The 23,061-nt window shown below is 58.9% G+C and carries 24 protein-coding genes and 1 pseudogene; 9 read left to right on the top strand and 16 right to left on the bottom strand.

What is annotated here, in order from left to right:
* Nucleotides 1-50: 50 nt before the first annotated feature.
* A complete protein-coding gene (locus tag EI969_RS22800) occupies nucleotides 51-1,403 on the bottom strand; it encodes a GntP family permease (protein WP_160389755.1) in 1,353 nt (450 codons plus the stop codon).
* 81 nt (nucleotides 1,404-1,484) lie between these two features.
* Nucleotides 1,485-2,018 (bottom strand): gluconokinase, encoded by a 534-nt coding sequence (locus EI969_RS22805; RefSeq protein WP_110662596.1) that lies wholly within the window; start codon nucleotides 2,016-2,018, stop codon nucleotides 1,485-1,487.
* Nucleotides 2,019-2,233: 215 nt separating this feature from the next.
* Here EI969_RS22805 and EI969_RS22810 point away from each other — a divergent pair, with 215 nt between their 5' ends.
* Nucleotides 2,234-3,265 carry a LacI family DNA-binding transcriptional regulator gene (locus EI969_RS22810; protein WP_160389756.1) on the top strand — a complete coding sequence of 344 codons (1,032 nt, stop codon included), beginning with the start codon at nucleotides 2,234-2,236 and terminating at the stop codon, nucleotides 3,263-3,265.
* A 56-nt stretch (nucleotides 3,266-3,321) separates the two neighbouring features.
* Here the strand turns inward: EI969_RS22810 and EI969_RS22815 are convergent, their stop codons facing one another.
* Complete coding sequence (locus EI969_RS22815) at nucleotides 3,322-3,570, bottom strand: DUF6124 family protein (RefSeq protein ID WP_007974480.1); 249 nt, start codon at nucleotides 3,568-3,570, stop codon at nucleotides 3,322-3,324.
* Nucleotides 3,571-3,990: 420 nt separating this feature from the next.
* Between EI969_RS22815 and EI969_RS22820 the strand changes: the two genes are divergently transcribed.
* Together EI969_RS22820 and EI969_RS22825 are read left to right on the top strand one after the other, a co-directional pair.
* Nucleotides 3,991-4,467 carry a hypothetical protein gene (locus EI969_RS22820; RefSeq protein WP_160389757.1) on the top strand — a complete coding sequence of 159 codons (477 nt, stop codon included), beginning with the start codon at nucleotides 3,991-3,993 and terminating at the stop codon, nucleotides 4,465-4,467.
* Between the two features lie 125 nt (nucleotides 4,468-4,592).
* Nucleotides 4,593-5,231 carry a glutathione S-transferase family protein gene (locus tag EI969_RS22825; RefSeq protein ID WP_160389758.1) on the top strand — a complete coding sequence of 213 codons (639 nt, stop codon included), beginning with the start codon at nucleotides 4,593-4,595 and terminating at the stop codon, nucleotides 5,229-5,231.
* 20 nt (nucleotides 5,232-5,251) lie between these two features.
* Here the strand turns inward: EI969_RS22825 and EI969_RS22830 are convergent, their stop codons facing one another.
* The 7 genes and pseudogenes from EI969_RS22830 to EI969_RS22855 form a co-directional block, all read right to left on the bottom strand.
* Nucleotides 5,252-5,899, bottom strand: a complete 648-nt coding sequence (locus tag EI969_RS22830; RefSeq protein ID WP_160389759.1) for a peptidase inhibitor family I36 protein — start codon at nucleotides 5,897-5,899, stop codon at nucleotides 5,252-5,254.
* Between the two features lie 499 nt (nucleotides 5,900-6,398).
* On the bottom strand, nucleotides 6,399-6,938 hold the full coding sequence (locus EI969_RS31065) for a methyl-accepting chemotaxis protein (protein ID WP_371926014.1): 540 nt from the start codon (nucleotides 6,936-6,938) through the stop codon (nucleotides 6,399-6,401).
* Nucleotides 6,939-6,947: 9 nt separating this feature from the next.
* Nucleotides 6,948-7,718, bottom strand: a pseudogene (locus tag EI969_RS31070) (PAS domain-containing protein); the annotation flags it as partial.
* Nucleotides 7,719-8,185: 467 nt separating this feature from the next.
* Nucleotides 8,186-9,199: an ABC transporter substrate-binding protein gene (locus EI969_RS22840; protein ID WP_160389761.1), complete on the bottom strand. Its 1,014-nt coding sequence runs from the start codon at nucleotides 9,197-9,199 to the stop codon at nucleotides 8,186-8,188.
* Nucleotides 9,196-9,744 carry a sigma-70 family RNA polymerase sigma factor gene (locus tag EI969_RS22845; protein ID WP_160389762.1) on the bottom strand — a complete coding sequence of 183 codons (549 nt, stop codon included), beginning with the start codon at nucleotides 9,742-9,744 and terminating at the stop codon, nucleotides 9,196-9,198. Before EI969_RS22845 ends, EI969_RS22840 begins: the two co-directional genes overlap by 4 nt.
* A gap of 183 nt (nucleotides 9,745-9,927) precedes the next feature.
* Nucleotides 9,928-10,719, bottom strand: coding sequence for a phosphate/phosphite/phosphonate ABC transporter substrate-binding protein (locus EI969_RS22850; RefSeq protein ID WP_160389763.1), 792 nt, complete (start codon nucleotides 10,717-10,719; stop codon nucleotides 9,928-9,930).
* Nucleotides 10,720-10,746: 27 nt separating this feature from the next.
* A complete protein-coding gene (locus EI969_RS22855) occupies nucleotides 10,747-11,688 on the bottom strand; it encodes a fatty acid desaturase (protein WP_160389764.1) in 942 nt (313 codons plus the stop codon).
* A gap of 330 nt (nucleotides 11,689-12,018) precedes the next feature.
* Here EI969_RS22855 and EI969_RS22860 point away from each other — a divergent pair, with 330 nt between their 5' ends.
* Nucleotides 12,019-12,438 (top strand): GNAT family N-acetyltransferase, encoded by a 420-nt coding sequence (locus tag EI969_RS22860; protein WP_160389765.1) that lies wholly within the window; start codon nucleotides 12,019-12,021, stop codon nucleotides 12,436-12,438.
* A 28-nt stretch (nucleotides 12,439-12,466) separates the two neighbouring features.
* On the opposite strand, the gene def is transcribed toward EI969_RS22860, so the two are convergent.
* From def to EI969_RS22875, 3 genes are all read right to left on the bottom strand, one after another.
* Nucleotides 12,467-13,006 carry a peptide deformylase gene (def, locus tag EI969_RS22865; protein ID WP_160389766.1) on the bottom strand — a complete coding sequence of 180 codons (540 nt, stop codon included), beginning with the start codon at nucleotides 13,004-13,006 and terminating at the stop codon, nucleotides 12,467-12,469.
* A 2-nt stretch (nucleotides 13,007-13,008) separates the two neighbouring features.
* The gene (locus tag EI969_RS22870; RefSeq protein ID WP_160389767.1) at nucleotides 13,009-13,968 is read right to left on the bottom strand and encodes a YihY/virulence factor BrkB family protein; all 960 of its coding nucleotides are present in this window, start codon (nucleotides 13,966-13,968) and stop codon (nucleotides 13,009-13,011) included.
* Nucleotides 13,969-14,142: 174 nt separating this feature from the next.
* Complete coding sequence (locus EI969_RS22875; protein ID WP_160389768.1) at nucleotides 14,143-14,334, bottom strand: CsbD family protein; 192 nt, start codon at nucleotides 14,332-14,334, stop codon at nucleotides 14,143-14,145.
* 202 nt (nucleotides 14,335-14,536) lie between these two features.
* Between EI969_RS22875 and EI969_RS22880 the strand changes: the two genes are divergently transcribed.
* On the top strand, nucleotides 14,537-14,914 hold the full coding sequence (locus tag EI969_RS22880; protein WP_160389769.1) for a hypothetical protein: 378 nt from the start codon (nucleotides 14,537-14,539) through the stop codon (nucleotides 14,912-14,914).
* Nucleotides 14,915-15,056: 142 nt separating this feature from the next.
* Here EI969_RS22880 and fadD1 read toward each other — a convergent pair whose 3' ends face one another.
* Nucleotides 15,057-16,757, bottom strand: coding sequence for a long-chain-fatty-acid--CoA ligase FadD1 (gene fadD1, locus EI969_RS22885; protein WP_160389770.1), 1,701 nt, complete (start codon nucleotides 16,755-16,757; stop codon nucleotides 15,057-15,059).
* Between the two features lie 395 nt (nucleotides 16,758-17,152).
* Nucleotides 17,153-18,841 (bottom strand): long-chain-fatty-acid--CoA ligase FadD2, encoded by a 1,689-nt coding sequence (fadD2, locus tag EI969_RS22890; RefSeq protein WP_160389771.1) that lies wholly within the window; start codon nucleotides 18,839-18,841, stop codon nucleotides 17,153-17,155.
* A 245-nt stretch (nucleotides 18,842-19,086) separates the two neighbouring features.
* On the opposite strand from fadD2, the gene EI969_RS22895 reads away from it, so the two are divergent.
* Both EI969_RS22895 and EI969_RS22900 read left to right on the top strand, forming a co-directional pair.
* A complete protein-coding gene (locus EI969_RS22895) occupies nucleotides 19,087-20,031 on the top strand; it encodes an alpha/beta hydrolase (protein WP_160389772.1) in 945 nt (314 codons plus the stop codon).
* A 41-nt stretch (nucleotides 20,032-20,072) separates the two neighbouring features.
* A complete protein-coding gene (locus tag EI969_RS22900) occupies nucleotides 20,073-20,543 on the top strand; it encodes a MaoC family dehydratase (RefSeq protein ID WP_096509380.1) in 471 nt (156 codons plus the stop codon).
* 126 nt (nucleotides 20,544-20,669) lie between these two features.
* On the opposite strand, the gene EI969_RS22905 is transcribed toward EI969_RS22900, so the two are convergent.
* On the bottom strand, nucleotides 20,670-21,137 hold the full coding sequence (locus EI969_RS22905) for a PA2169 family four-helix-bundle protein (protein ID WP_160389773.1): 468 nt from the start codon (nucleotides 21,135-21,137) through the stop codon (nucleotides 20,670-20,672).
* Between the two features lie 202 nt (nucleotides 21,138-21,339).
* On the opposite strand from EI969_RS22905, the gene EI969_RS22910 reads away from it, so the two are divergent.
* Nucleotides 21,340-21,576 carry a DUF3820 family protein gene (locus tag EI969_RS22910; protein ID WP_003227425.1) on the top strand — a complete coding sequence of 79 codons (237 nt, stop codon included), beginning with the start codon at nucleotides 21,340-21,342 and terminating at the stop codon, nucleotides 21,574-21,576.
* Between the two features lie 18 nt (nucleotides 21,577-21,594).
* Nucleotides 21,595-22,794 carry an aminotransferase class V-fold PLP-dependent enzyme gene (locus EI969_RS22915; protein WP_160389774.1) on the top strand — a complete coding sequence of 400 codons (1,200 nt, stop codon included), beginning with the start codon at nucleotides 21,595-21,597 and terminating at the stop codon, nucleotides 22,792-22,794.
* Nucleotides 22,795-23,061 lie beyond the last annotated feature (267 nt).

Raw genomic sequence — 23,061 nt, forward strand, 5'->3', positions numbered from 1 at the left:
AGAGGCAAAAAAACCGCATCGCTGCGGTTTTTTTGTGCCTGTCGAATCGCTTAAACGAACAGCGACAACAACAGGATAAAGCCCAGGCCCACCACCGACAGGATGGTTTCCATCGCAGTCCAGGTCTTGAAGGTTTCGGCCACGGTCATGTTGAAGTACTGCTTCACCAGCCAGAAACCGGCGTCGTTGACGTGGGACAGGATCAACGAACCTGCACCGGTGGCCAGCACCAGCAGCTCACGGTTCACACCCGGGATCATCCCCACCACCGGCACCACGATGCCGGCGCCAGTGATGGTCGCCACGGTCGCCGAACCGGTGGCGATACGAATCACCGCCGCCACCAGCCAGGCCAGCAGGATCGGCGAGATCTGTGCGTTGACCGCCATGTGGCCGATCACGTCACCCACGCCGCTGGTCACCAGCATCTGCTTGAAGCCACCACCGGCACCGATGATCAGGATGATCGCGGCGGTCGGCGCGAGGCTCGCATCCAGCCATTTCATCATTTGGCTGGAACCGATGCCCTGCTTGTAGCCAAAGGTATACAGCGACAGCAGCAACGCCAGCAGCAACGCCGAAATCGGGTGACCGATCAGGTCCATGAAGGCGCGGAAGATGTTGCCATCAGGCAGCACGACGTCAGCAAAGGTCTTGAGCAGCATCAGGAACACCGGCAACAGCACGGTCACCAGCGTGATGCCGAAGCTCGGCAGTTCAGCCGAATCGGTTTCGCGCGCCAGTTGATCCACCAGCTCCTGGTTCGGATGACCGGGAATGTGCTTGGCAATGAACGTACCGTAGATCGGGCCAGCGATGATGGCGGTTGGCAGCGCAACGATCAGGCCGTACAGAATGGTCTTGCCGATGTCGGCACCGAACACGCCGATGGCCAGCAGCGGACCCGGGTGCGGCGGCACCAGGCCGTGCACGGCGGACAGGCCGGCCAGCAGCGGGATACCGATCTTGATGATCGACACGCCAGTGCGCCGGGCCACGATGAACACCAGCGGAATCAGCAGCACGAAGCCGATTTCGAAGAACAGCGGAATGCCGACCAGGAACGCGGCGAACATCATCGCCCACTGCACCTTGTCCTTGCCGAAGGCGCGGATCAGCGTCTGCGCAATCTGATCCGCCCCACCCGATTCGGCCATCATTTTGCCGAGCATGGTGCCCAGCGCGAGGATGATGCCGACAAAGCCAAGCACGCCACCGAAGCCGTCCTGGAACGCCTTGATGATGGTGCCGATCGGCATGCCGGAGGTCAGCCCGAGGAAAGCTGCGGCAATGATCAGGGCAAGGAAGGGATGCAACTTGAACTTGGTGATCAGAACGATAAGCCCGATCACCGTGACCACTGCATCGAGCAGCAGGAACGTCTCGTGGGACATGCCAAACATTAGGGGTGTCTCCTGGTTGTTGTTGTTATTAAAGCGGGTTAATCAGAAGTCGTGAGGACAGCGCTGTCTTTGCGAGCACAGTCATACCGCCTGTTTCAGGCCGTTCGCCTGCCACCACACATGAGCCTGCGCAGCCAGTTGCTCGACGCTATGGGTCGAGGCATCCAGCGCCAGGGTCAACGGCTCGCCGACCGGCGATTCGAGGGTGGCGAACTGACTGTCGATCAGGGTCGACGGCATGAAGTGGCCCGGCCGATGGGAGACGCGGTCGGCGGCCACTTCGGGGGTCAACTCCAGGAACACGAAGCCCAGGCCCGGCAAGGCACTGCGCAGGCGTTCGCGGTAAATGTGCTTGAGCGCCGAACAGGTCAGCACCGGGCGCTGGCCCATGGCGTCGACACGGCGCAGTTCATCGCACAGGCTGTCGAGCCAGCCGGCGCGGTCTTCGTCGTTCAGGGGGGTCCCCGCGCTCATCTTTTCGATATTGGCGGCAGGGTGGAAAGAGTCGCCTTCAATGGCAGTGGCGCCGCTCAATTGGCACAGGGCCTCGCTGACGCACGTCTTGCCGCAACCGGCAACGCCCATGATGACCAGGGCGGTGATGGGATGATTCATGTAACACCTCAGCGCGCAGACAGCGCTACCTTTGCCAGTTATGACACTAGATCAAAAGCAGAAGTTGCCGACGCCTTTCTTGTCATTTTATGGGTTGCAGCAGGTTAGGTCCCAACGCCAAAAAGCGAGGATCAGGCGAACCCCCGCTCACGCATTTGCAGCTGCATCGAGACAGCGCTACCTTAGTGCCTTGAATTTTGTTTGGCAAGCCGTCGATGAACACAACCAAGAACGATAAAAATACCCGTACCACTGGCCGCCCTACCCTGAACGAAGTTGCCCGACTGGCCGGCGTCAGCCCGATCACCGCTTCGCGCGCCCTGCGCGGCGTCAGCACTGTTGCCACCGAACTGGTGGAAAAGGTGCAGAAAGCGGCGCTGGATCTCAACTACGTGGTCAACCCTGCCGCCCGTGCCCTGGCCTCGGCCCAGAGCCATTCCGTCGTGGTGCTGGTGCCGTCGCTGTCCAACCTGCTGTTCATCGACACCCTGGAAGCCATTCATCAGGTTTTGCGGCCCAAGGGCTTCGAAGTGCTGATCGGCAACTTCCACTATTCGCGCGATGAAGAGGAAAACCTGCTGCGCAACTACATGGCCTATCAGCCCCGTGGCTTGCTGCTGACGGGTTTCGACCGCACCGAAAGTTCGCGGCGGATGATCGAAGCCAGCAACATTCCCTGCGTGTACATGATGGAGCTGGACAGCGCCGCCGGGCTCAACTGCGTGGGCTTTTCGCAGTTGGCGGCCGGCGAAACGGCAGCCGAACACTTGCTGTCTCGCGGCCGCAAGCGCCTGGCCTACATCGGCGCGCAACTCGACCAGCGCACCTTGCTGCGCGGCGAAGGTTTCCGCAAAGCCCTGCAAAAGGCCGGTTTGTATGACCCGGCGCTGGAAGTGCTGACACCCCGCCCGTCGTCGGTCGGCCTGGGCGGCGAACTGTTTTTGCAGATGCTCGCCAGCCACCCGGACGTCGATGCGATTTTCTTCGGCAACGACGACCTGGCTCAGGGCGCGCTGCTCGAAGCGCTGCGTCACGGGATCAAGATCCCCGAACAGGTGGCGATCCTCGGCTTCAACGACTTGCCCATGTCCGAACACATGGTCCCGCGCCTGAGCAGCATCAACACCCCGCGCGAAGCCATCGGCCGCCGCGCAGCGGAGCAGATGCTGACGCTGATGGCCGGCAATACCGTGGCCAGGCCGGTGCAGGACATGGGGTTTGAGTTGAAGGTGCGCGAGAGTACATAAGCACGACACAAATCACTGTGGTGAGGGGGTTTGCCCCCTCACCACAGGTTCGGCGGTCAATCCTGCGGATCGAGGTTATCCAGCACCCGGTTCACCGCCAGCTCGGCCAGCATGATGATCTGTGCGATCGCCAGTGCCGTATTACGCTGGCTGCCTTCCAGAAACGTAGCAAAGTCATTGGTCATCACACTCGCCGAGGCCAGTGATTCGCAGGCGTGCGCCAGCAATGTTTCGTTATTGATGCCGGGGGAGATGGAGAACATCGGGCTGGGATTGCGTGGGGGGTTCGGCGTGGGTTTGAACATAGTGGTGCTCCTAGAGTAATGGAGCTGCCACGTCTCGCTGCGATACGAAGGGTGGCAGCTGTACGCGGGTCGCAGACCGGGACTCTAGAACCCGGTAGACCCGAAGGTCTCCCACGCACAGCCGCCATAACGCGATTCGATCACGAACGGTGGACGCTATGCGTCTAGAGATACCCGGGCTGCGAAACCCGATCGCTGAATTTGCAGCGACACGGAACGATAGAGTCCGGATACCAAGCGCACAAGTCGGCGGATTCTGGCGTAGTTGTAGGCAAGGGTGCAAGAAACAGTAGCCTGCGCAACCCCTCTGAAGCCGCTTGCCGTCAGACCATTCCTACACAGCATTTCGAAACATCTTTTACCCTCCGCGACCCGAGCGTCGAGTGCAGAATCCACAACCTTTTTCTCGCGGATATTGCTATGCGCAAAGCGATTTTCCTGACGTTCTTGCTCGGCCAAGCGATTCCGGCACACGCCTCGCAGCCGGACGACTGGACGCAGTTTCTAAGTGATCCACGTTTCATGCCGGCAATCAAAAGTTGCCTCGCCTTGCACCCGAAAGCCCAGGGGCCAGCCGTTGTCATGAATGTTTGGCATGCGAACCTGGAAGAAGCCGGGGTCATGACAACCGACCTGAGCGGCCGCAGGAACAACTGTTTTGCCCGCAAGGACACGGGGCTTTCAAGCCATTCCGAGACGGTGTTTGATCTGCCCGGCCCACTGTTTGTATCAGTGGATCAAGCCAAGGTTGCCCCCAAAGGCGAGTGTATCGAGCCAACCCCGGTGTACATCGACCAACAGCTTCAGGGCTGGATCCTCAAGCAACCTGCCCTTCATCCATACATTCCCAGTGCCTGTTCGACCCCGATCTGGACCGACCTGCTGCCGAGCGCCTGAAGTCCAATCAAGAGCCGAACGCGGCGAGCGGATTTCAACTAACCTTTTAGAGCAACGAATGTCGCCCTCTGCTGGGCACGCTGTTAGATTCCCGTAGCGCACCAATTCGCTAACGGAGTAGCTCAATGGAACACACACTGAAGATCCTGGGTAAAGCCTCGTCGATCAACGTCCGCAAGGTTCTGTGGACCTGCGAGGAACTGGGCATAACCTACGAACGCGAGGACTGGGGCAGTGGCTTTGCCTCGACCCACAGCCCGGAGTTTCTGCGGCTCAATCCCAACGCGCTGGTACCGGTGATCATTGATGAGGCGGGCGTGCTGTGGGAGTCCAATACCATCTGCCGCTACCTGGTCGGCAAACACCATCACCACCATGCTGATTTGCTGCCAACCGACCCGGCCGCCCGCGCCAGGGTGGAGCAGTGGATGGATTGGCAAGCCACCGAGCTCAATCCGTCGTGGAGATATCCGTTCATGGCACTGGTGCGCAAGGACCCGGAATTCCAGGACCCGCATGGCCTTGAGGTCGGCATCCGTGGCTGGAACCAGAAAATGGGCATCCTCGAACATCAACTCGCGACCACCAAGGCGTATGTCGCCGGGCCCCGCTTTACCCTGGCCGATGTGGTCATCGGTTTATCGGTCAATCGCTGGCTGATGACACCGATCGAGCGCCCGGACTACCCCGCCGTCGATGAGTATTTCCAGCGCCTGGCGCAGCGTCCGGGTTTCCTCAAGCACGGCTGCAACGGCTTGCCTTGAATGGCCGCTGCAATTGGTGCTCACTTGGCATCCCCACCAAATAGTGTAGAGACCTTGATACTCACTATTTTGTCACCCCGGGACTGAAGGTGATCGATGGCATATATTTCTGTCCACGCTGCGGAAGGGTCTGTTTTTTCGGGAGCACTGAATGGGCAACACTCATCACCAATTCCAATTTCCTTTAGAGTGCTGGTTTCTATTACTCCCACCCCATCTTTCCTGTTCACCCCGTATACGATCGAGGCGTAGGCTTTATTGTTATATTTCCACGACGATACCTGCAGGCTCATATCGTAGTCTGCGAGATTGAATGGACTGAATTCTTGCTTACTGCGCAATGACACTTTCCTGCCGGTGTAATACGGGTGCTCCCAGACGCAAAAATAACCATAGTCGCAGGTGCTCTCCGGTTGAACGGAGTCCTTGGGAGGGAAAGTCATAACGACTGCTCCATCTCCATAAACCACTTGGGTAGTACTGACCTGCCGCGCTCCCGCTTTTCTGGCGAGCTGTTGATCAATCTGCTGTTGTACCTCGCCCTTCTGTAATTCAGTCATTGTGGGATTGAATAATGTGTATGTGCTTTGCCCTACCGACTCTTGCTCAGCATTTGCGCCGAGGCAGACAACTAGTGAAAAAGCAGTAACAACCCATTTGATTTTCATATTAAATCTCGTCCATGCGAGTTTAGAGCACCCCGGCTTTTATCCGACGTTATATCGGTAAACCAGCCACGTATTCGAGAACACATAGTCCAACCAACTCGATAGTCAGTCTACTGTCAGAACTAACAGGTATCGGACTCCGAGCGGCCCGGAACAAGGGCAAGCCAACAGACAAAAATGGTCCTGTCTCCCTGCGGGTAACGGCGCAGGGAAATCTTGCAGATCGAATGATTATTGGCTTGGATGTGATAACGCAGCCCGATTGCCGGGCTCCGTAAAGCAGGCTCAATGAACGAACGCCCCAACCTTCCCGGCCCTCTTGTCAGCGCGCTATTTGCCGGTTTTTTTGGGTCCCTCTACCGGGACCCTTTTTCATTTGCTCATTTTATGTAGGAGCGAGCTTGCTCGCGATGGTCGATAACGATTACGCGTTTTGTCTGGCTAAACGCAGCGCTCTAGAGTCCATCGCGAGCAAGCTTGCTCCTACAAGTTGCTCTGCTTAGTTCAGCTGCAATGTCGAGTTGAACTGACTGATCGCGTCCACCACGTGGCGCGAGCCCTGCTGGATTTCCAGGATCACCTCCCCTGCCTCGTTCGCCAGTTCCACGCCGAGGCCGGTTCGGCTCAAACTCGATTGCATGCTCGACACCGCGCTCAGCGACAGATCGTGGTTCTTGCGCACCACCTCGACGATCTCCAGCGTCGCCTGACTGGTGCGCGCCGCGAGGCTGCGCACTTCATCGGCCACCACCGCAAATCCGCGCCCGTGCTCACCGGCCCGCGCCGCTTCAATCGCCGCGTTGAGCGCCAGCAGGTTGGTCTGATCGGCAATGCCGCGGATGGTCTGCACGATGGTGCCGATGATGTCGGACTGCTTGCTCACGGCATCGATGCTCAGCGCCGCTTCGTTCAGGTCTTTGGAAATGTCCAGGATGATCTGCACCGTCTGCTGCACCACCTCGGAACCCTTGCGTGCACAGACGTCGTTTTGCACCGAGGTGCTGTGGGCCGATTCCGCGGCGGTTTGCAGGGTGGTCATCTGGTGAGTGATGTCGCTGGCAAACTTGACCACTTTGTACAGCCGGCCCTTGGCGTCGAACAACGGGTTGTAGGACGCTTCGAGGAATATGGTCTGCCCCTGTTTGTTCCTGCGCTCGAAACGATGGGAGTGATATTCGCCACGGTTGAGCGACGCCCAGAAATTCCGGTAACCCTGGGACTCGGCTTCGGCTCGGTGGCAGAACAGGCTGTGATGCTGCCCCACTACCTCGTTGAGCGAGTACTGCATGGTTTTCAGGAAGTTTTCGTTGGCGCTGATGACCTTGCCTTCGGGGGTGAATTCGATCACGGCCATTGAGCGGCCGATCGCGGCGAGCCGGCTTTCGTTTTCGTGTTCCCTGTTGATCCGGGCGGTGATGTCGGTGGCGACCTTGATCACGCTTTTCACCTGGCGGTCGGGGCCGAGCACCGGCATGTAGCTGGCTTCGAGCCAGATCTCCCGGCCGCTTTTATGCAAGCGCAAAAAGGTCCCGCTCAGCGGCTCGCCCCGCGCCAGGTCGCGCCACAGTTTGGTGTAGTCATCGCTGCGGTAATACTGCTCTTCACAAAACACCCGGTGATGCTTGCCGCGCACTTCGTCGGCGCTGTAGCCCATGGCACTGCAGAAGTTTTCGTTGGCATCGATGACGATGCCATCCGGGGTGAATTCAATCATCGCCATCGAATTGCTGATCGCCGCCAACTTGGCATTGGCCTCGGTCAGCGCACAGCTGAATCGTTCGATTTCCAGCAGGTCAGCCTTGTGATGTAGGTTGAACATGGTTGTATCACCTTCCGCGCGATTTTTTGATTGATGAAAGTTGCAGGTCTTTCAAATCCACCACTACGTTCCGTGGAACAGGCACACGCATCCCTCCAAAAAAGAAGGACTAGTCAGGTGATAATCGATGATCAATCGGAGGGTCCTTATAGCGACACGCTCATCAAGACATCCTTCTCTTGATAGCCCGCATGCGGGCCAGCCCTAACAGATTCACAACAAATTCCATTTAGCGGACAGCTCCCTGTGATCAAGTGTCGGTGCCTTTGATTGCGCACTCTGGCAGCACCACACCGACCGCCTCATCACGGTCGATACAGTTAGTTACACCTGATCATAGACAGCCACGTTGTGCTTGCAAGGCCACTAGTCGGCCAGTATCGAGGACAAAATCGGTTCAGCGTTTTTTTGCGGCTTACCGCCTGTCGAGTCCGTTGAACCCGAGATCGCATCGCGATGCGACAAAACTACAAACTGGCACTCACCCTGGTAGCCACCTCCCCCGGTACCCAGCCCTTCCACACCTGCGGTTGCTCTCGCAAAAATGCTTCGGCTACTTCGCGGGGTTTCTGGCGTTTTTCGCTCATCTGGCCCAGGGTCTGGTTCAGCAGGTCGATCGGCAGGTCGACCTTTTCAAAGAACGTCACCAGATCCGGGTATTGCGCCTTGAACGGTGCCGATACGCCGATGGCCAGGCTGGCCGGCATCGAGCGCGTGCCCTTGGGGTTCGGGTTGTTGGCGTCGGCCAGGGTTTTCCAGGCTTCGGCGTCGAACGGCGGTTCGTCGAGTTTCACCAACTTGAATCGCCCCAGCAGCGGTGTCGGCGACCAGTAGTAGAACAGCACCGGTTTGCCACGGCGGATCGACGACGCCACCTCGGCATCCAGTGCGGCACCGGAACCGGTGCGGAAGTTGACGTAGCTGGCGGTCAGGTCATAGGCCTTGAGTTTCTGGCTGTTGACGATTTCCGAGGTCCAGCCGGTCGGGCTGTTGAGGAAGCGTCCGCGGCTCGGGTCTTCGGGGTCGCGGAATACGTCCTTGTACTTCGCCAGATCGGCAACGGACTTCAGTTCCGGGGCCAACGGCTTGATGCCGCGCTCGGGATCGCCCTTGATCACGTATTCCGGCACCCACCAACCTTCAGTGGCGCCTTTGACCGTATCGCCGAGGCCGAAGACCTTGCCCTCGGCGGCAGCCTTGACCCAGGCGGGACTGCGTCCGGCCCACTCCTCGCCGATGACCTGGATATCGTTTTTCGCCAGCGCCGCTTCCAGGCTGACGGTGCTGCCCGGCAGCGTGTCGGTCGGGTAACCGTAACCTTTTTCAACGATCAGGCGCAGGATTTCGGTGATGAGGCTGCCACTTTCCCAAGTGATATCGCCGAAGTGAATGGGTGCGGCTTTTTCCGTGGCCCAGGACGGGTGGGACAACAGGCTCAGGGCCAGCAACGAACTGCCGAGCAGGGTTTTGATCGATCTCATGCGGACCTCTTGTTCTGGAGTGGACGGTTCAGGGATTGATTGGCGCTGTGCCGGTCGCACAGGGCCTGGGAACGGGTCATGTAGTCGCTGACCGAGCGCAGCGAAATGCCCAGGGCTGTGGCAATTTGCGCGTAGGTCAGGCCGTCGATCCGCGACAGCAGGAAGGTCGAACGCACTTTGCCGGGCAAGCGCTGAAGACTGCGATTCACCCGGGTCAGGGTCTGGGACAACTGGGCCAACTGCTCCGGCGATTCGGCATGCACCGGCTCGGCGTGTTGCAGTTGGTGAAGATACCGACGCTCCAGATCCGCTCGACGCCAACGCTGATAGAGCAGGCGCCGGGCGATGGTGGTGAGCAAGGCACGGGGTTCGCGTATCGCCGTCAGGCCAGGGGCTTCGAGCAGTTGCACGAAGGTTTCGCAGGCAATGTCTTCGACACCGGCGGCATCGTTCAGAGACTGACGCAGGCGTGTGCAGAGCCAGTGATAGTGGGCACGGAACAGGCTGTCCACGTGTTTGCGATGGAGAATATCGGTGCCGGACATAGGGGCTCCTGGGTTAGGGGTCGCTGAATGTCCGGTGGTCCGGTGAGGCGGATCCTAGCAAGGAGCCTTATTCTTTAATAAGACTTAAAACTTATTTTTATATTCCAATTAGATAGTTTCGCTGTACCTGTGGGAGCGTGGCTTGCCCGCGAAAAATGGACCTGTCGACCCAACATCTGCGCCCTATCGCAAATCCCCATACCCCAACACCTCGGCCTCACGCTGATAATCGAGCACAACCTGATAGTCGCTTTCGCTGGCGGGCAGCACCTGCGGCAAACCGAGGATTTCGGCAACCTCAGGTAACTCGCGCAGCGCCTGGTTCATCGCCTGCAATAGCGCTTCAGCCTGCTGAGCGCTGACGGTGGCCGAGGTGATGTAGGGCAACGTCGGGCTCAAGGCACTGCGCTCAATCACGCGCAAACCGGCCACTTCCTCTGCGGCGTGGCGCGCCAGATAGGCGAAGGTCACGCTGTCGATGGCCGCCAGGTCGGCAAGGTCTTCGCGTAACCAGTGCAGGCTTTCGCGATGGCTGCCGCTGATGCCGATCTGAGAAAAAAACCGCCCCTCACGCTGCAACGGCGCCAACCGGTGGCGCAGCAGGTTCATGCCGCTGTTGGAATCCCGGCCATTGATCACGCCCCGGCTGCCTCGAAAATCCGCCAGGGTTCGGCGCGCATCGTCGGTGCGTGCCAGGATCAGGCTGCAATGGTTGCCGCCACTGCTGTCCGGCAGTTCATACCGAGGGCGGCCCAGGACCCGGACCTTGCCGCGCAATGCTGTCATCAGCGGGTAGCCGCAGGTTTGCGCGAGCAGCAAGTGCGGCGACAACCACACATCCGACAGCGACAGGCCTTCGGCATCACGGCGGGTGCCGCCCAGGTGCTCGAGGATTCGCGCCAGCCAGCGTTCGTTGGCCTGGTGGATCAGCTCGGGGGCGGTGTACATCTGTAGTTCGGCGATGTGTTGGGTCATCGAAGTTTTCCAGAGCAGCGTAGCAAATCAGTGAAACGGATGCCTCGGGCTGTCGATGGCTTTGACGCCATGTTCACGCCACAACTGCCCATAACCCTGCACCAGAAACCCGCCACTGCGCGCCAGCCATTGCTCGCGGCGGGCCCGGTAAGCGCGGGGCAAGTCGTACCAGGGCAACCCCGGCAACTCGTGATGCACCAGATGGAAATTGAGGTTCAGGAACAGCCAGCGCCACGGCCAGGCGGCTTCATTGAGCACGGTGCGTTGTTCCGGCGCGGCATGAGGTCGATGTTCATAGTAGGAGCGAATCATGGCGATCGACAGCGCCGGCACGCTGATCAAAAACAGGTAATGCCAGAGCGCAAACACGCTGAAGTGCGCGATGAACAGCAGCATCAACAGCGTCAGCGACCCGTGACTCAACCACATCAGCCAGGCCTGACGATTACCCGCTTGCAATCGCTGCAACTCTTCGCCGGCCAACGCCAGCAAGGCCAGCGGCGCACCCAGGGCAAAGCGGCCGAGCACGGTCTTGTTCAGCCAGTGCAGGCTGCGCACCAGCAGAGAACTGCCCTGCCACTGCCCGGCACTCAGGTAACGGCTTTCCGGGTCGCGACCGGGGATGGTCAGGTCTTCGTCACGGTGATGCAGCAAATGACTATCGCGATACAGGGTGTACGGATACCAGACGGCAAACGGCGCGTAGCCGAGGATCTTGTTCAGGGCTGGCCAGCGCGTGGGATGACCGTGCAGCAGCTCGTGTTGCACCGACAACCACAGCACCAGCAATGGAATCAGCAACAGCGTGCTCCACCACACACCCAGGCGATGGCTGTTCAACACGATGCCGAACCAGGCGCCATACACGCCGATCAACAGTAACCAGGTCGGCCATTCGGTACGGGCGGTAAAGCGTCGACGCAGGGTTTCGATTTCTTCTTGGTGGGCGCTGTCGAAGTAATGGGGCATGGCGTTGCTCAGATCGGGGACCAATCCCCTTCTGTGCAATGGCCGTGGGAAATCCTGCAGATTATTTTCAGGAGGATCGCTCCCATGTTGCATGGGAGCGATCGATCATCGCGGGGATCAGTGACCGAACACGCCGACCTTCTTGGCCTTCTTGTCCGCGCGTTTTTCAATGGCGGTTTTCACCGGTTTCTTTTTCGCCGATTTCTTTGAATCCATACCTTTGGACATGATGCGTACTCCACTCGAGGGGATGTGAGATCAGGTATACACCTATCCCGGCGCGCGCGTTCTTTTATAATCGCCGGCTTTGCACACCGACAGTCCGAGACCATGCCCGACATCCAGTTCACCCTGCTCGACGAGCCGTTATGGCCCTTGATGAACAAGTTCTACCGCGCTCACCAATCGTCGATGAAAGCCGTGCGCGACGCGCAGCTGTGGGTGGCCCGGCGTGACGGGATTGTTGCCGCTTTGTGTTTGCGCCCGGTGTCCGGCGGGCATTGGCTGACCGGGTTGTTTGTCGATCCGCAGTGCCGGGAGCAAGGAATCGCCGCCGGGTTGATCGCGGCCGCGGTGAAGGATTGCGAACTGCCGGTGTGGTTGTTCTGTCATCCGGACCTGCGCGGGTTTTATGAGCGACACGGGTTTACGTTTGATCCGCCGATGCCTTACGCGATGGTTGAGCGATTGAGCCGATATGCGCGCAGCAAGCCGATGATTGCGATGGGGTTGGAGCCTGCTCAAGCCTGATGAAGATCTAATGTGGTTTGTGGTGTGCTTAATCGTCCGCGTTGGGATCCAGGTCCGGGAACATCACCTCGGTGAAGCCGAACTTGCTGAAGTCGGTGATGCGCGACGGGTACAGGCGGCCGATCAGGTGATCGCACTCGTGCTGCACCACCCGTGCGTGGAACCCTGAAGCAAAACGCACGATCGGTTCGCCCTTGGGGTCGAGGCCTTCGTAGCGAATCTGCTGGTAACGCTGCACCGCACCGCGCAGGCCCGGTACGGACAAACAGCCTTCGAAGCCCTCTTCCAGCACCGGGCTCAGCGGTGTGATCAACGGGTTGATCAGGATCGTCTGCGGCACGGCGTCGGCATCCGGATAACGTTCGCTGTGCTCGAAACCGAAGATCACCAGTTGCAGGTCGACGCCGATCTGCGGAGCCGCCAGGCCAACGCCTCCCACACTTTCCATGGTCTGGAACATGTCATCGATCAGTTGCCACAGCTCGGGGCTGTCGAACATTTCGGCCGGCACCGGCGGGGCAATGCGCAGCAGGCGCTCATCGCCCATTTTCAGAATTTCACGAATCATGATCAGGTTTCATCAATGGTTGGTTTGGGTTGTGAATGATCACGGCCCAGTCCCGAAACGTGGTGTTTTTCCTCATGGACGGGACCATGCTCGCCGGCAACTTTTTCGCCCGGGTCCTTACCCTCCCGCGACATGTGCTCGATCACCGCATTCATCTCCGCGCCCAGCAACAGCACCGCGGCGGAAATGTAGAAGTACAGCAACAGCACGATGATCGCGCCGATACTGCCATACATGGCGTTGTAGTTGGCGAACTCCTTGACGTACAAACCGAAGCCCAGGGAGGCGATGATCCACACCACCACCGCCAGCACCGAGCCCGGGGTGATGAAGCGGAATTCCTGTTTGACGTCGGGCATGACGTAGTAGATCAACGCAACCGCGACCATCAGCAGAATCACGATCACCGGCCAGCGCACGATGGTCCATAGGGTCACGATGAAATCCTCAAGCCCGACCTGCGCGGCGATCCAGCCCATCACTTGCGGACCGAGCACCATCAGCGCCGCCGCAATCAGCAACATGCCGGCAATGCCCACGGTGTAGATGACCGACAACGGAAAGCGTTTCCACAGCGGGCGCCCTTCGACCACGTCGTAGGCCGCGTTCATCGCGCTCATCATCAGCCGCACACCCGCCGAGGCGGTGTACAGCGCAATCACGATACCCACCGAGAGCAAACCACCCTTGGACTGCTGCAGTTGGTCGATCACCGGGTTGACCTGTTCCAGCGCTTGGGGCGGCAATACAAGTTCCGATTGCAGGCGCAGCCAGGAGAAGAAATCCGGCAGGTGCAGGAAGCCGATCAGGGCAATCAGGAACAGGATGAACGGAAACAGCGAAAACAGCATCTGATAGGCCAGCGCCGAGGCATAGGTCGACATCTCGTCGTCGACGAACTCGGTGACCGTGCGCATCATCACACGGTGCAGGGGCAGGCCTCTCATGTCCGGAAAAATCATTCGCGTCTCCATTCGCCGCTTACGGATTGGGGTTGGAGTCTGGCGACTCAGGGGCCGTTTTCTATCATCAAGGTAGCCCAGTTGGCGACTTTGAAACAATTTCCGGGTGCAAGTTCAGGCTGACACAAAAACGGCCATCCGAGATGGCCGCCTTTGTTTTCATTAAAGGCCGGATCAGGCGTCATCGATACCTTTTTTGAGCGCATCCTTGGCCTTGCCGACTGCTTGCTGGGCCTCGCCTTTCTTTTCCTGCATCACGCCCTCGGCACGCATCTTGTCGTTACCGGTGGCCTTGCCGACGCCTTGCTTGACGTTGCCGGCGGCTTCATTGGCCATGCCTTTGACTTTATCGCTTGTGCTGCTCATGGTGATTCTCCTGTGAGCATTTCAATAGACGGAAAAATCGCTACACAAGGTTGACCGGGGGCCTTTACAGGGAGTTTCATTTATTTTCTCCGCGACATTTCATCGTCCGGTGCAGGTTGCGCTTTATGTTTGCCGGCCAACCCCCGAGAATGCGCAACACATTCAGGCCATGGCGCTGAAGATCCAATCCCGTAGGAATGTTATGAAACTTGATAAAAAGCAGGCCATTGCCCGCAGAAACCAGGAACTTGGCGGTGCTGTGCTTGGCGTCAACAACTGCCACTTCGCCGAATTGAACCGCAATCGCAACATCTGGTGGTTCGACCTCCCGGTGACGCGCCTGGCCGTCGGTCAGTACGAGTGGATTCACCTGCTGATGCACACGCCAGCCACCGACGAGCTGCTGCACCTGAAAGTGCCGACCGTGTTCCTGCGCGAGAAACTCGAAGGCCTGGTGGTGCGCAATGAAGGCAAGCGCAAGGCGGCATTGAGCCTGGAGCTGAGCGCCGACAAGGACTCCTTCCTGCAGGACATGCGCCCGACGGGCACCAACGTCAACTTCGCGCCGTTCCGCTTGTAGGAGCCGGCTTGCTGGCGATTGCGGTATATCCGACGCATCAATGTTGACTGATACTCCGCCATCGCCAGCAAGCCGGCTCCTACAGGTCGTCTACCTGTGTCCGGCGTCAACAAAAAGCCCCGCATCTGCGGGGCTTCTTGTTTTACGCGGTGGCTTTCTTCGCGTTGATCTTCTTCAGTTCTTCATCGCGCAATTCACGACGCAGGATCTTGCCGACGTTGGTGGTCGGCAGTGCATCGCGGAATTCCACGGAACGCGGGACCTTGTAGCCGGTGACGTTGGCGCGCATGTGCTCCATCACCTGTTCCTTGGTCAACGTCACGCCCGGCTTGGCGACGATGAAGATCTTGATCGCCTCGCCCGACTTCTCGTCCGGTATGCCGATGGCCGCGCATTGCAGCACGCCCGGCAAGGTGGCCAGCACGTCTTCGAGTTCGTTCGGGTATACGTTGAAACCGGACACCAGGATCATGTCTTTCTTGCGATCGACAATGCGCATGTAGCCGTCTGGCTGGATCAGCGCGATGTCACCGGTCTTCAACCAGCCTTCGCTGTCGAGCATTTCATCGGTGGCTTCCTGGCGCTGCCAGTAACCCTTCATGACTTGCGGCCCTTTCACGCACAGTTCGCCGATTTCGCCCAGCGGCTGCTCGACACCGGCATCGTTGATGACTTTGCACAGGGTCGACGGTACCGGAATGCCGATGGTGCCGATCTGAATGTTCTGGATCGGGTTGACCGTGGCCACCGGGCTGGTTTCGGTCATGCCGTAGCCTTCGCAGATGGCGCAACCGGTGACCGCCTTCCAGCGTTCGGCCGCGGCCAGTTGCAGGGCCATGCCGCCCGACAGGGTGACTTTCAGCGCGGAGAAGTCCAGCTTGCGGAAACCTTCGTTGTTGCACAGGGCCACGAACAGTGTGTTCAGGCCGACAAAGCCGCTGAACTTCCACTTCGACAGTTCCTTGACCATCGCCGGCAGGTCGCGCGGGTTGCTGATCAGGATGTTGTGGTTGCCGATCAGCATCATCGCCATGCAGTGAAAGGTGAACGCATAGATGTGATACAGCGGCAGCGGGGTGATCAGGATCTCGCAACCTTCATTGAGGTTGGAACCCATCAGCGCCTTGCACTGCAGCATGTTCGCCACCAGGTTGCGATGGGTCAGCATCGCGCCCTTGGCCACGCCGGTGGTGCCGCCGGTGTATTGCAGCACCGCGACGTCGCCGCTGGCCGGATTGGCTTCCGCCACTGGCTGGCCCTGGCCTTTGCTCAGCACGTCGTTGAACTTGACGGCTTTTGGCAAGTGGTAGGCCGGCACCATCTTCTTCACGTACTTGATGACGCTGTTGATCAGCAAGCGCTTGAGCGGCGGCAGCAGGTCGGCGACTTCGGTGACGATCACGTGCTTGACGCCGGTTTTCGGCACCACGGTCTCAGCCAGGTGCGCCATGTTGGCCAGGCAGACCAGGGCCTTGGCACCGGAGTCGTTGAATTGGTGTTCCATTTCCCGCGCGGTGTACAGCGGGTTGGTGTTGACCACGATCAGCCCGGCGCGGATGGCCCCGAAGACGGCGACCGGGTACTGCAACACGTTGGGCAGTTGCACGGCAATTCGATCGCCGGGCTGCAAATCGGTATGCTGTTGCAGATAAGCGGCAAACGCACCGGACAATTCGTACAGCTCACCGTAGGTGAGTGTCTTGCCCAGGTTGCTGAATGCCGGCTTGTTGGCGAAGCGTTGGCAGGATTGCTTCAACACTGCCTGAATATTCGGATACTCGTCTGGATTGATGTCGGCAGCAATCCCGGCAGGGTACTTATCCTTCCAAAAGTCTTCGATCATGGAAGCCCACTCCTCAGCAACGCGAATTCAGCACCGCATTTGATGCGATTATTATTGGTGTTTGGTCATTGGTGAATCTGGGCTTTTACACAGGCCAAGAAGCACAAAGCGCGCCGAGAGTAGCAGCTTTGCCAAGGGTCGACTAGAGCCAAAAGCGGCCTCCACGGTCACATTTGTGACTCAAGACTTACAAGCAGTCATTTTAGAGCAAAAAATCTATTAATCTCTGGAGCCCACGTAAACCGGGGCTTTAGCGTCTGCCAAAAAACATCGTCGGAACGCCGCCCGGGGCAAGCCCGCTCCCACAAAGTTCGCGTCGTACACAAGGTTTGTGCACAACAATGAACCTGTGGGAGCGGGCTTGCCCGCGATGCGCGAAGCGCGCTCTCTAACGATTACGCGATATCCCGCAACTCCCGCCGCAAAATCTTGCCCACCGGCGTCATCGGCAGCGATTCGCGCAGCACGATGTGCTTGGGTACCTTGTACGCCGTGAAGTTCTCCTTGCAGTAAGCCTTCAGTTCTTCAAGGCTGACCCCCGCTTCACGGGCCACCACGAACAGCTTCACCGCCTCTCCCGACCGCTCGTCGGGCACACCGATGACCGCACAGTTGGCGACGTTCGGGTGAGCCATCACCACGTCTTCGATCTCGTTCGGGTACACGTTGAAACCCGAGACGATGATCATGTCCTTCTTGCGGTCGACGATGCGCACGAAACCGTCCGGGTCGATCACCGCGATGTCACCGGACTTGAACCAGCCCTCGGCATCCAGCACCTCGGCCGTGGCATCGGGTTTCTGCCAGTAGCCCTTCATGATCTGCGGGCCTTTGATGCAGAGCTCGCCGCGCTCACCCAGCGGTTGTTCGACGCCGTCATCGCTGATGACTTTCAGCGTGGTGCCCGGCACAGGCATGCCGACCGTGCCGATCCGCGACTTGTCGCCATAGGGGTTGGTACAGGCCACCGGCGAAGTTTCGGTCAGGCCGTAACCTTCGGTGATGCGGCAACCGGTCAGTTGCTCCCAACGCTCGGCGGTCGCCTTGACCAGCGCCGTGCCGCCGGAGTTGGTGAGCTTGAGGCTGGAGAAGTCCAGGGTCTTGAAATCCGGATGATCCATCAGCGCGACGAACAGCGTGTTGAGACCCAGCAACGCCGAGAACCGCCAGTTCTTCAGCTCCTTGATGAAACCGCCGATGTCACGCGGGTTGGTGATCAGCACGTTGTGGTTGCCGGTCACCATCATGCACATGCAGTTCGCGGTGAAGGCATAGATATGGTACAGCGGCAGCGGCGCGATCATGACCTCCTGGCCTTCGCGCAACAACGGCTGACCGTCGCTGCCGAACTGTCCAAGACAGGCCCGCGCCTGCTGCATGTTCGCCACCAGGTTGCCGTGGGTCAGCATCGCGCCCTTGGCCAGGCCTGTGGTGCCACCGGTGTATTGCAGCACGGCGATGTCGTCGAGACCGACGGTCAGCGGCTTGATGCCCAGGCCACGGCCCATGCGCAACGCGCTCTTGAAGGAAACGGCCTGGGGCAAGGAATAGTCCGGGACCATCTTCTTGACCTTGCTCACCACGGTGTTGACCAGCCAGCCCCTGGCGGTGGGCATCAGGTCGCCCATCTTCGCTTCGATCAGGAACTGGATGTCGGTGTCGGGGAGCACTTCCTGGACTTTCTGGCCGAACATGTTCAGGTACACCAGCGCCCGGGCACCGGAGTCCTTGAACTGGTGACGCATTTCCCGTGCGGTGTACAAGGGGTTGGTGTTGACCACGATCAACCCGGCGCGCAAGGCACCGAACACGGCAATCGGATATTGCAGGACGTTGGGCATCTGCACCGCGATGCGGTCACCCGGTACCAGGTCGGTGTGGGCTTGCAGGTAACCGGCGAAGGCAGCGCTCTGGCGTTCCAGTTCGGCGTACGTCAGGGTCACGCCCATGTTGCTGAACGCGGGGCGGTCAGCAAACTTCTTGCAGGAACGTTCGAACACCTCGATCACCGACTTGAAGGCTCCCAGATCGATATCCAGGGGGACGCCGGCCGGGCGTTTGTCATTCCAGAAATCAGGTTGCATTGTTCTTGTCCTCTTTACCTGAATCTATCCGGGGCCACTGTTCTGTCATTTCTCAAGAAAAATGCAAAAAGCGGAGCTTCACGGACACTAGCAGTTATGACGTAGCAGGCAAATATGCCAACCGCCGTCATTGATCGCATGAATCTTTCTGCCGTGGCGTAGCCTGATCAGACGCCCATTCAAGGATGCGCTATAAACTGCAACGAGCTGTTTCCAACCAGGCAGCCCCATGCAAAGGAACCGCCATGATCCACGACACTTTCTGGCTGACCACGAGCGACCACAGCCGGCTCTTCGTCAACCAGTGGCTCCCCGACGGCAGCCTCAAGGCAATGATTCTGCTGGCCCACGGTATGGCCGAGCACAGCGGTCGCTATGGCCCCCTCGCGGAAAAACTCTGTGACCAGGGTTATGGCGTGTGCGCGCCTGACCTGCGTGGACATGGCAAAACTGCCGAAAACGGGACACTCGGGCATTTCGCTGATAACGACGGTTGGTGCAAGGTCGTGAGCGACCTGGCCAGCCTCAACCAACACATCGGCCAGCAACACCCCGGCGTACCGATCGTACTGCTCGGGCACAGCATGGGCAGTTACATTGCCCAGGCTTATCTGCTGCACCACAGTGCCAGCCTGCACGGGGCAATCCTCAGCGGCTCGAATTTCCAACCCGTAGCGCTTTATCGCGCGGCACGGCAGATCGCCCGTCTCGAACGCCTGCGCCAGGGCGGCAAAGGGCGCAGCGCCTTGATCGAATGGCTGTCCTTCGGCTCGTTCAACAAAAAATTCAAACCGGCACGCACATCGTTCGACTGGCTCAGCCGTGATCCGGCGCAGGTCGATCTGTACGTCAACGACCCGCTTTGCGGCTTCCGTTGCACCAATCAACTGTGGATCGACTTGCTCGGTGGCTTGCAGCAAATCAGCAAAGCGTCCAATCTCGCGCAGATCGACCCGGGCCTGCCGCTGCTGGTGATTGGCGGAGAATGTGATCCGGTGAGCGAAGGTAAACGTCTCAAGGATCTGGCCGACGCGTTGCGGGCTAACGGCAGCCAGCACCTGCAACTGACCGTTTACCCCCAGGCACGGCACGAACTGTTCAACGAGAGCAACCGCGATGAAATCATCGCCGATGTGCTGAACTGGATCGCACAGGCCTTGAGCACTCCTCGGCCACACCGATCCGAATAGTTTTTTGTGAATTTTTTAATTCGTCACAGGAATTGAGACAGATGACCCAGGTTACCAACACCCCTTACGAAGCCCTCGAAATCGGCCAGACCGCCAGCTTCAGCAAGACCGTCGAAGAGCGCGACATCCAGTTGTTCGCCGCGATGTCCGGCGACCACAACCCGGTGCACCTGGATGCCGAATACGCCGCCAGCACCATGTTCAAGGAGCGCATCGCCCACGGCATGTTCAGCGGCGCGCTGATCAGTGCCGCGGTCGCCTGCGAACTGCCTGGACCGGGCACCATCTACATTGGCCAGCAAATGAGCTTCCAGAAACCGGTGAAGATCGGCGACACCCTGACCGTGCGCCTGGAAATCCTCGAAAAACTGCCGAAGTTCCGCGTGCGCATTGCCACCCGCGTGTTCAACCAGCGCGATGAACTGGTGGTGGATGGTGAAGCGGAGATCCTCGCGCCACGCAAGCAGCAGAGCGTGACGTTGACGGAGTTGCCGGCGATCAGCATTGGCTGATTGACCTAGCAAAAACAAACACTGTGGGAGCGAGCTTGCTCGCGATAGCGTCAGATCATTCAACATCACTGTTGAATGTCAGACCCTCATCGCGAGCAAGCTCGCTCCCACAGTTTTTAGCGTGATTTACGAACGTGCACGCGCCTGGTTACGCAGGGCTTTTACCTGATCGTGATTGCGTTGCACGCCATGGTACTGACGCTCAACCAGGTCACGAATGCCCACCAGGTTGTGCTTGTTGATTTTCTCCATGGCGTCGCGATAAGCCTTCAACGCATGGTCCTCACCGCGCTCGGCTTCATTGAGAACGGCTTCCTCGCCCTTGCCGGTGAACATCGACTTCACGTCGACCCAGCGACGGTGCAAGTCACCGCTGACACTGGTGGAGGTTTCCGGATCGCCACCCATCGCACGCACGGCAGACTGCAATTCCGCAGCGGCCGTACCACAATCGGCCGAGCGATTGATGAACAGGGTCTTGAGTTCAGGGTGCTTGATGTCTTCAGCGCAAGTCTTGAACCCGGCCTGACCGTCCTTGCTGGTTTCAATCAGGTCATTGAGTACAGAAATCGCTTCTTTATTCATGTCGGTCATTTTCAATTCCTCGCGGTTGATGAAAGATGCAATGAGTAGTGCACCGTGCATGCCAGCTTGGAACCGCCTACTTGTTCGTTATTTTTCAATTAGTTATCGAATAACTGAAAATCTGTATCCGTTTTATTTGCATGATCTGTCATTTGGCCTGCATGCAGAATGCCTGTATTTTCCAGACTGACTGAATCAAGACGACTGATCGATGAATCCTGAAAAGCTCGAATTGCTGATCACCCGCGAAATGCCCTTCGGCAAGTACAAGGGGCGAATCATTGCCGACCTGCCCGGCCCTTACCTGAACTGGTTCGCCCGGGAGGGTTTCCCCCATGGCGAGTTGGGCGGCCTGCTGGCCCTGATGCAGGAAATCGATCACAACGGATTGTCGGACTTGCTCGAACCCCTGCGCGCCAAACACGGCAAACCGGCCCCGCGCCACTGAACATCTACCGAGTAGCCCATGCCCGACAACACCCGCCGCGCCCGTGATGAAGCCTTCTGGCAAACCTTTGCCGACCGCTACGATGTCGAACCCGGCCCGATCAACCTGGAGAACGGTTACTTCGGGCGCATGTCGCGCACGGTGGTCGAGGAATACCAGCGCAACATCGAACTCATCAACCGCAGCAATTCGGTCTACGTGCGCCAGCGCTTCGAACAGGGCGACAGCCTGAAGATCCGAGCACAACTGGCCAGGTTGATTGGCGCACCCGCCGACAGCATCGCCCTGACCCGCAACGCGTCGGAAGGCTTGCAGTCGCTGATCCGCAACTACAACCGGCTGCAGCCCGGCGATCAGGTACTGGTTTGCGATCTGGAATACGACACGGTCAAGGGTGCCATGCGCTGGCTGGCACACAATCGTGGGGTCGAAGTGATCGAGATCGAGCACGCACACCCGGCGACCTTCGACAGCCTGCTTGATACCTATCGGGAGGCCTTCGCCCGGTATCCGCGACTGAAGCTGATGGCCCTGACCCACGTCACCCATCGCACGGGGCTGGTGATGCCGGTGCAGGCGATTGCAGCCGCTGCGAAGGAACATGGCATCGACGTCATCCTCGACGGCGCCCATGCCCTCGGCCAGCTGGAGTTCGATCTCACCGAACTCGGTATCGCTTTCGCCGGTTTCAACCTGCACAAGTGGATCGGCGCACCGTTGACGCTCGGCTTTATCTACATCGCCCCCGAACGCCTGGCCGACATCGACCCGGACATGGGCGAGATGCATTTTCCACCGACTGACATCCGTGCCCGTACCTCGTACAGCACCCCCAACATCCCGGCGTTGATGACCCTGCCGCTGGTGCTTGAAGAGCATCACGCCATGGGTGGCGCTGGCGCCAAGGGCGCGCGCCTCAATTACCTGCGTAACCTGTGGGTGCGCGAAGTTCGCGAACTTGCGGGCATCGAGGTGTTGACCCCGGATGATCCACGGCTGTATTGCGGCATTACTTCGATGCGCTTTACCCAACAGGCCGATCAACAGGTGATGGTCGAAAGGCTGCTCAACGACTACAACCTGTTCACCGTGGTGCGCAGTGGCGCGGCTTGCGGGCCGTGCATCCGCGTGACACCGGGATTGACCAGCACTGCCGAGCATATGCAGCAGTTGATCAGCGCGCTGAAGGAACTGCGCGTCGTGAACGATAACGGGTAAATCCTGATGGCCAGCGTCGCTCTCGGGTTTTTCGCGAGCAGGCTCGCTCTTACAAGGGTTAGTGGATGTACGCAAAATCTGCAGCCAACCAAAATCATTGTGGGAGCGAGCTTGCTCGCGATGGTCGTGAACGATAACGGGTGAAACCTGATGCCCAGTGGCGCTCTCGGGTTTTTCGCGAGCAGGCTCGCTCCTACAAGGGTTAGTGGATGTACGCAAAATCTGCAGGCAACCAAAATCATTGTGGGAGCGAGCTTGCTCGCGATG

The sequence above is a fragment of the Pseudomonas sp. PB101 genome (genome assembly GCF_009764265.1).
Classification (GTDB): domain Bacteria; phylum Pseudomonadota; class Gammaproteobacteria; order Pseudomonadales; family Pseudomonadaceae; genus Aquipseudomonas.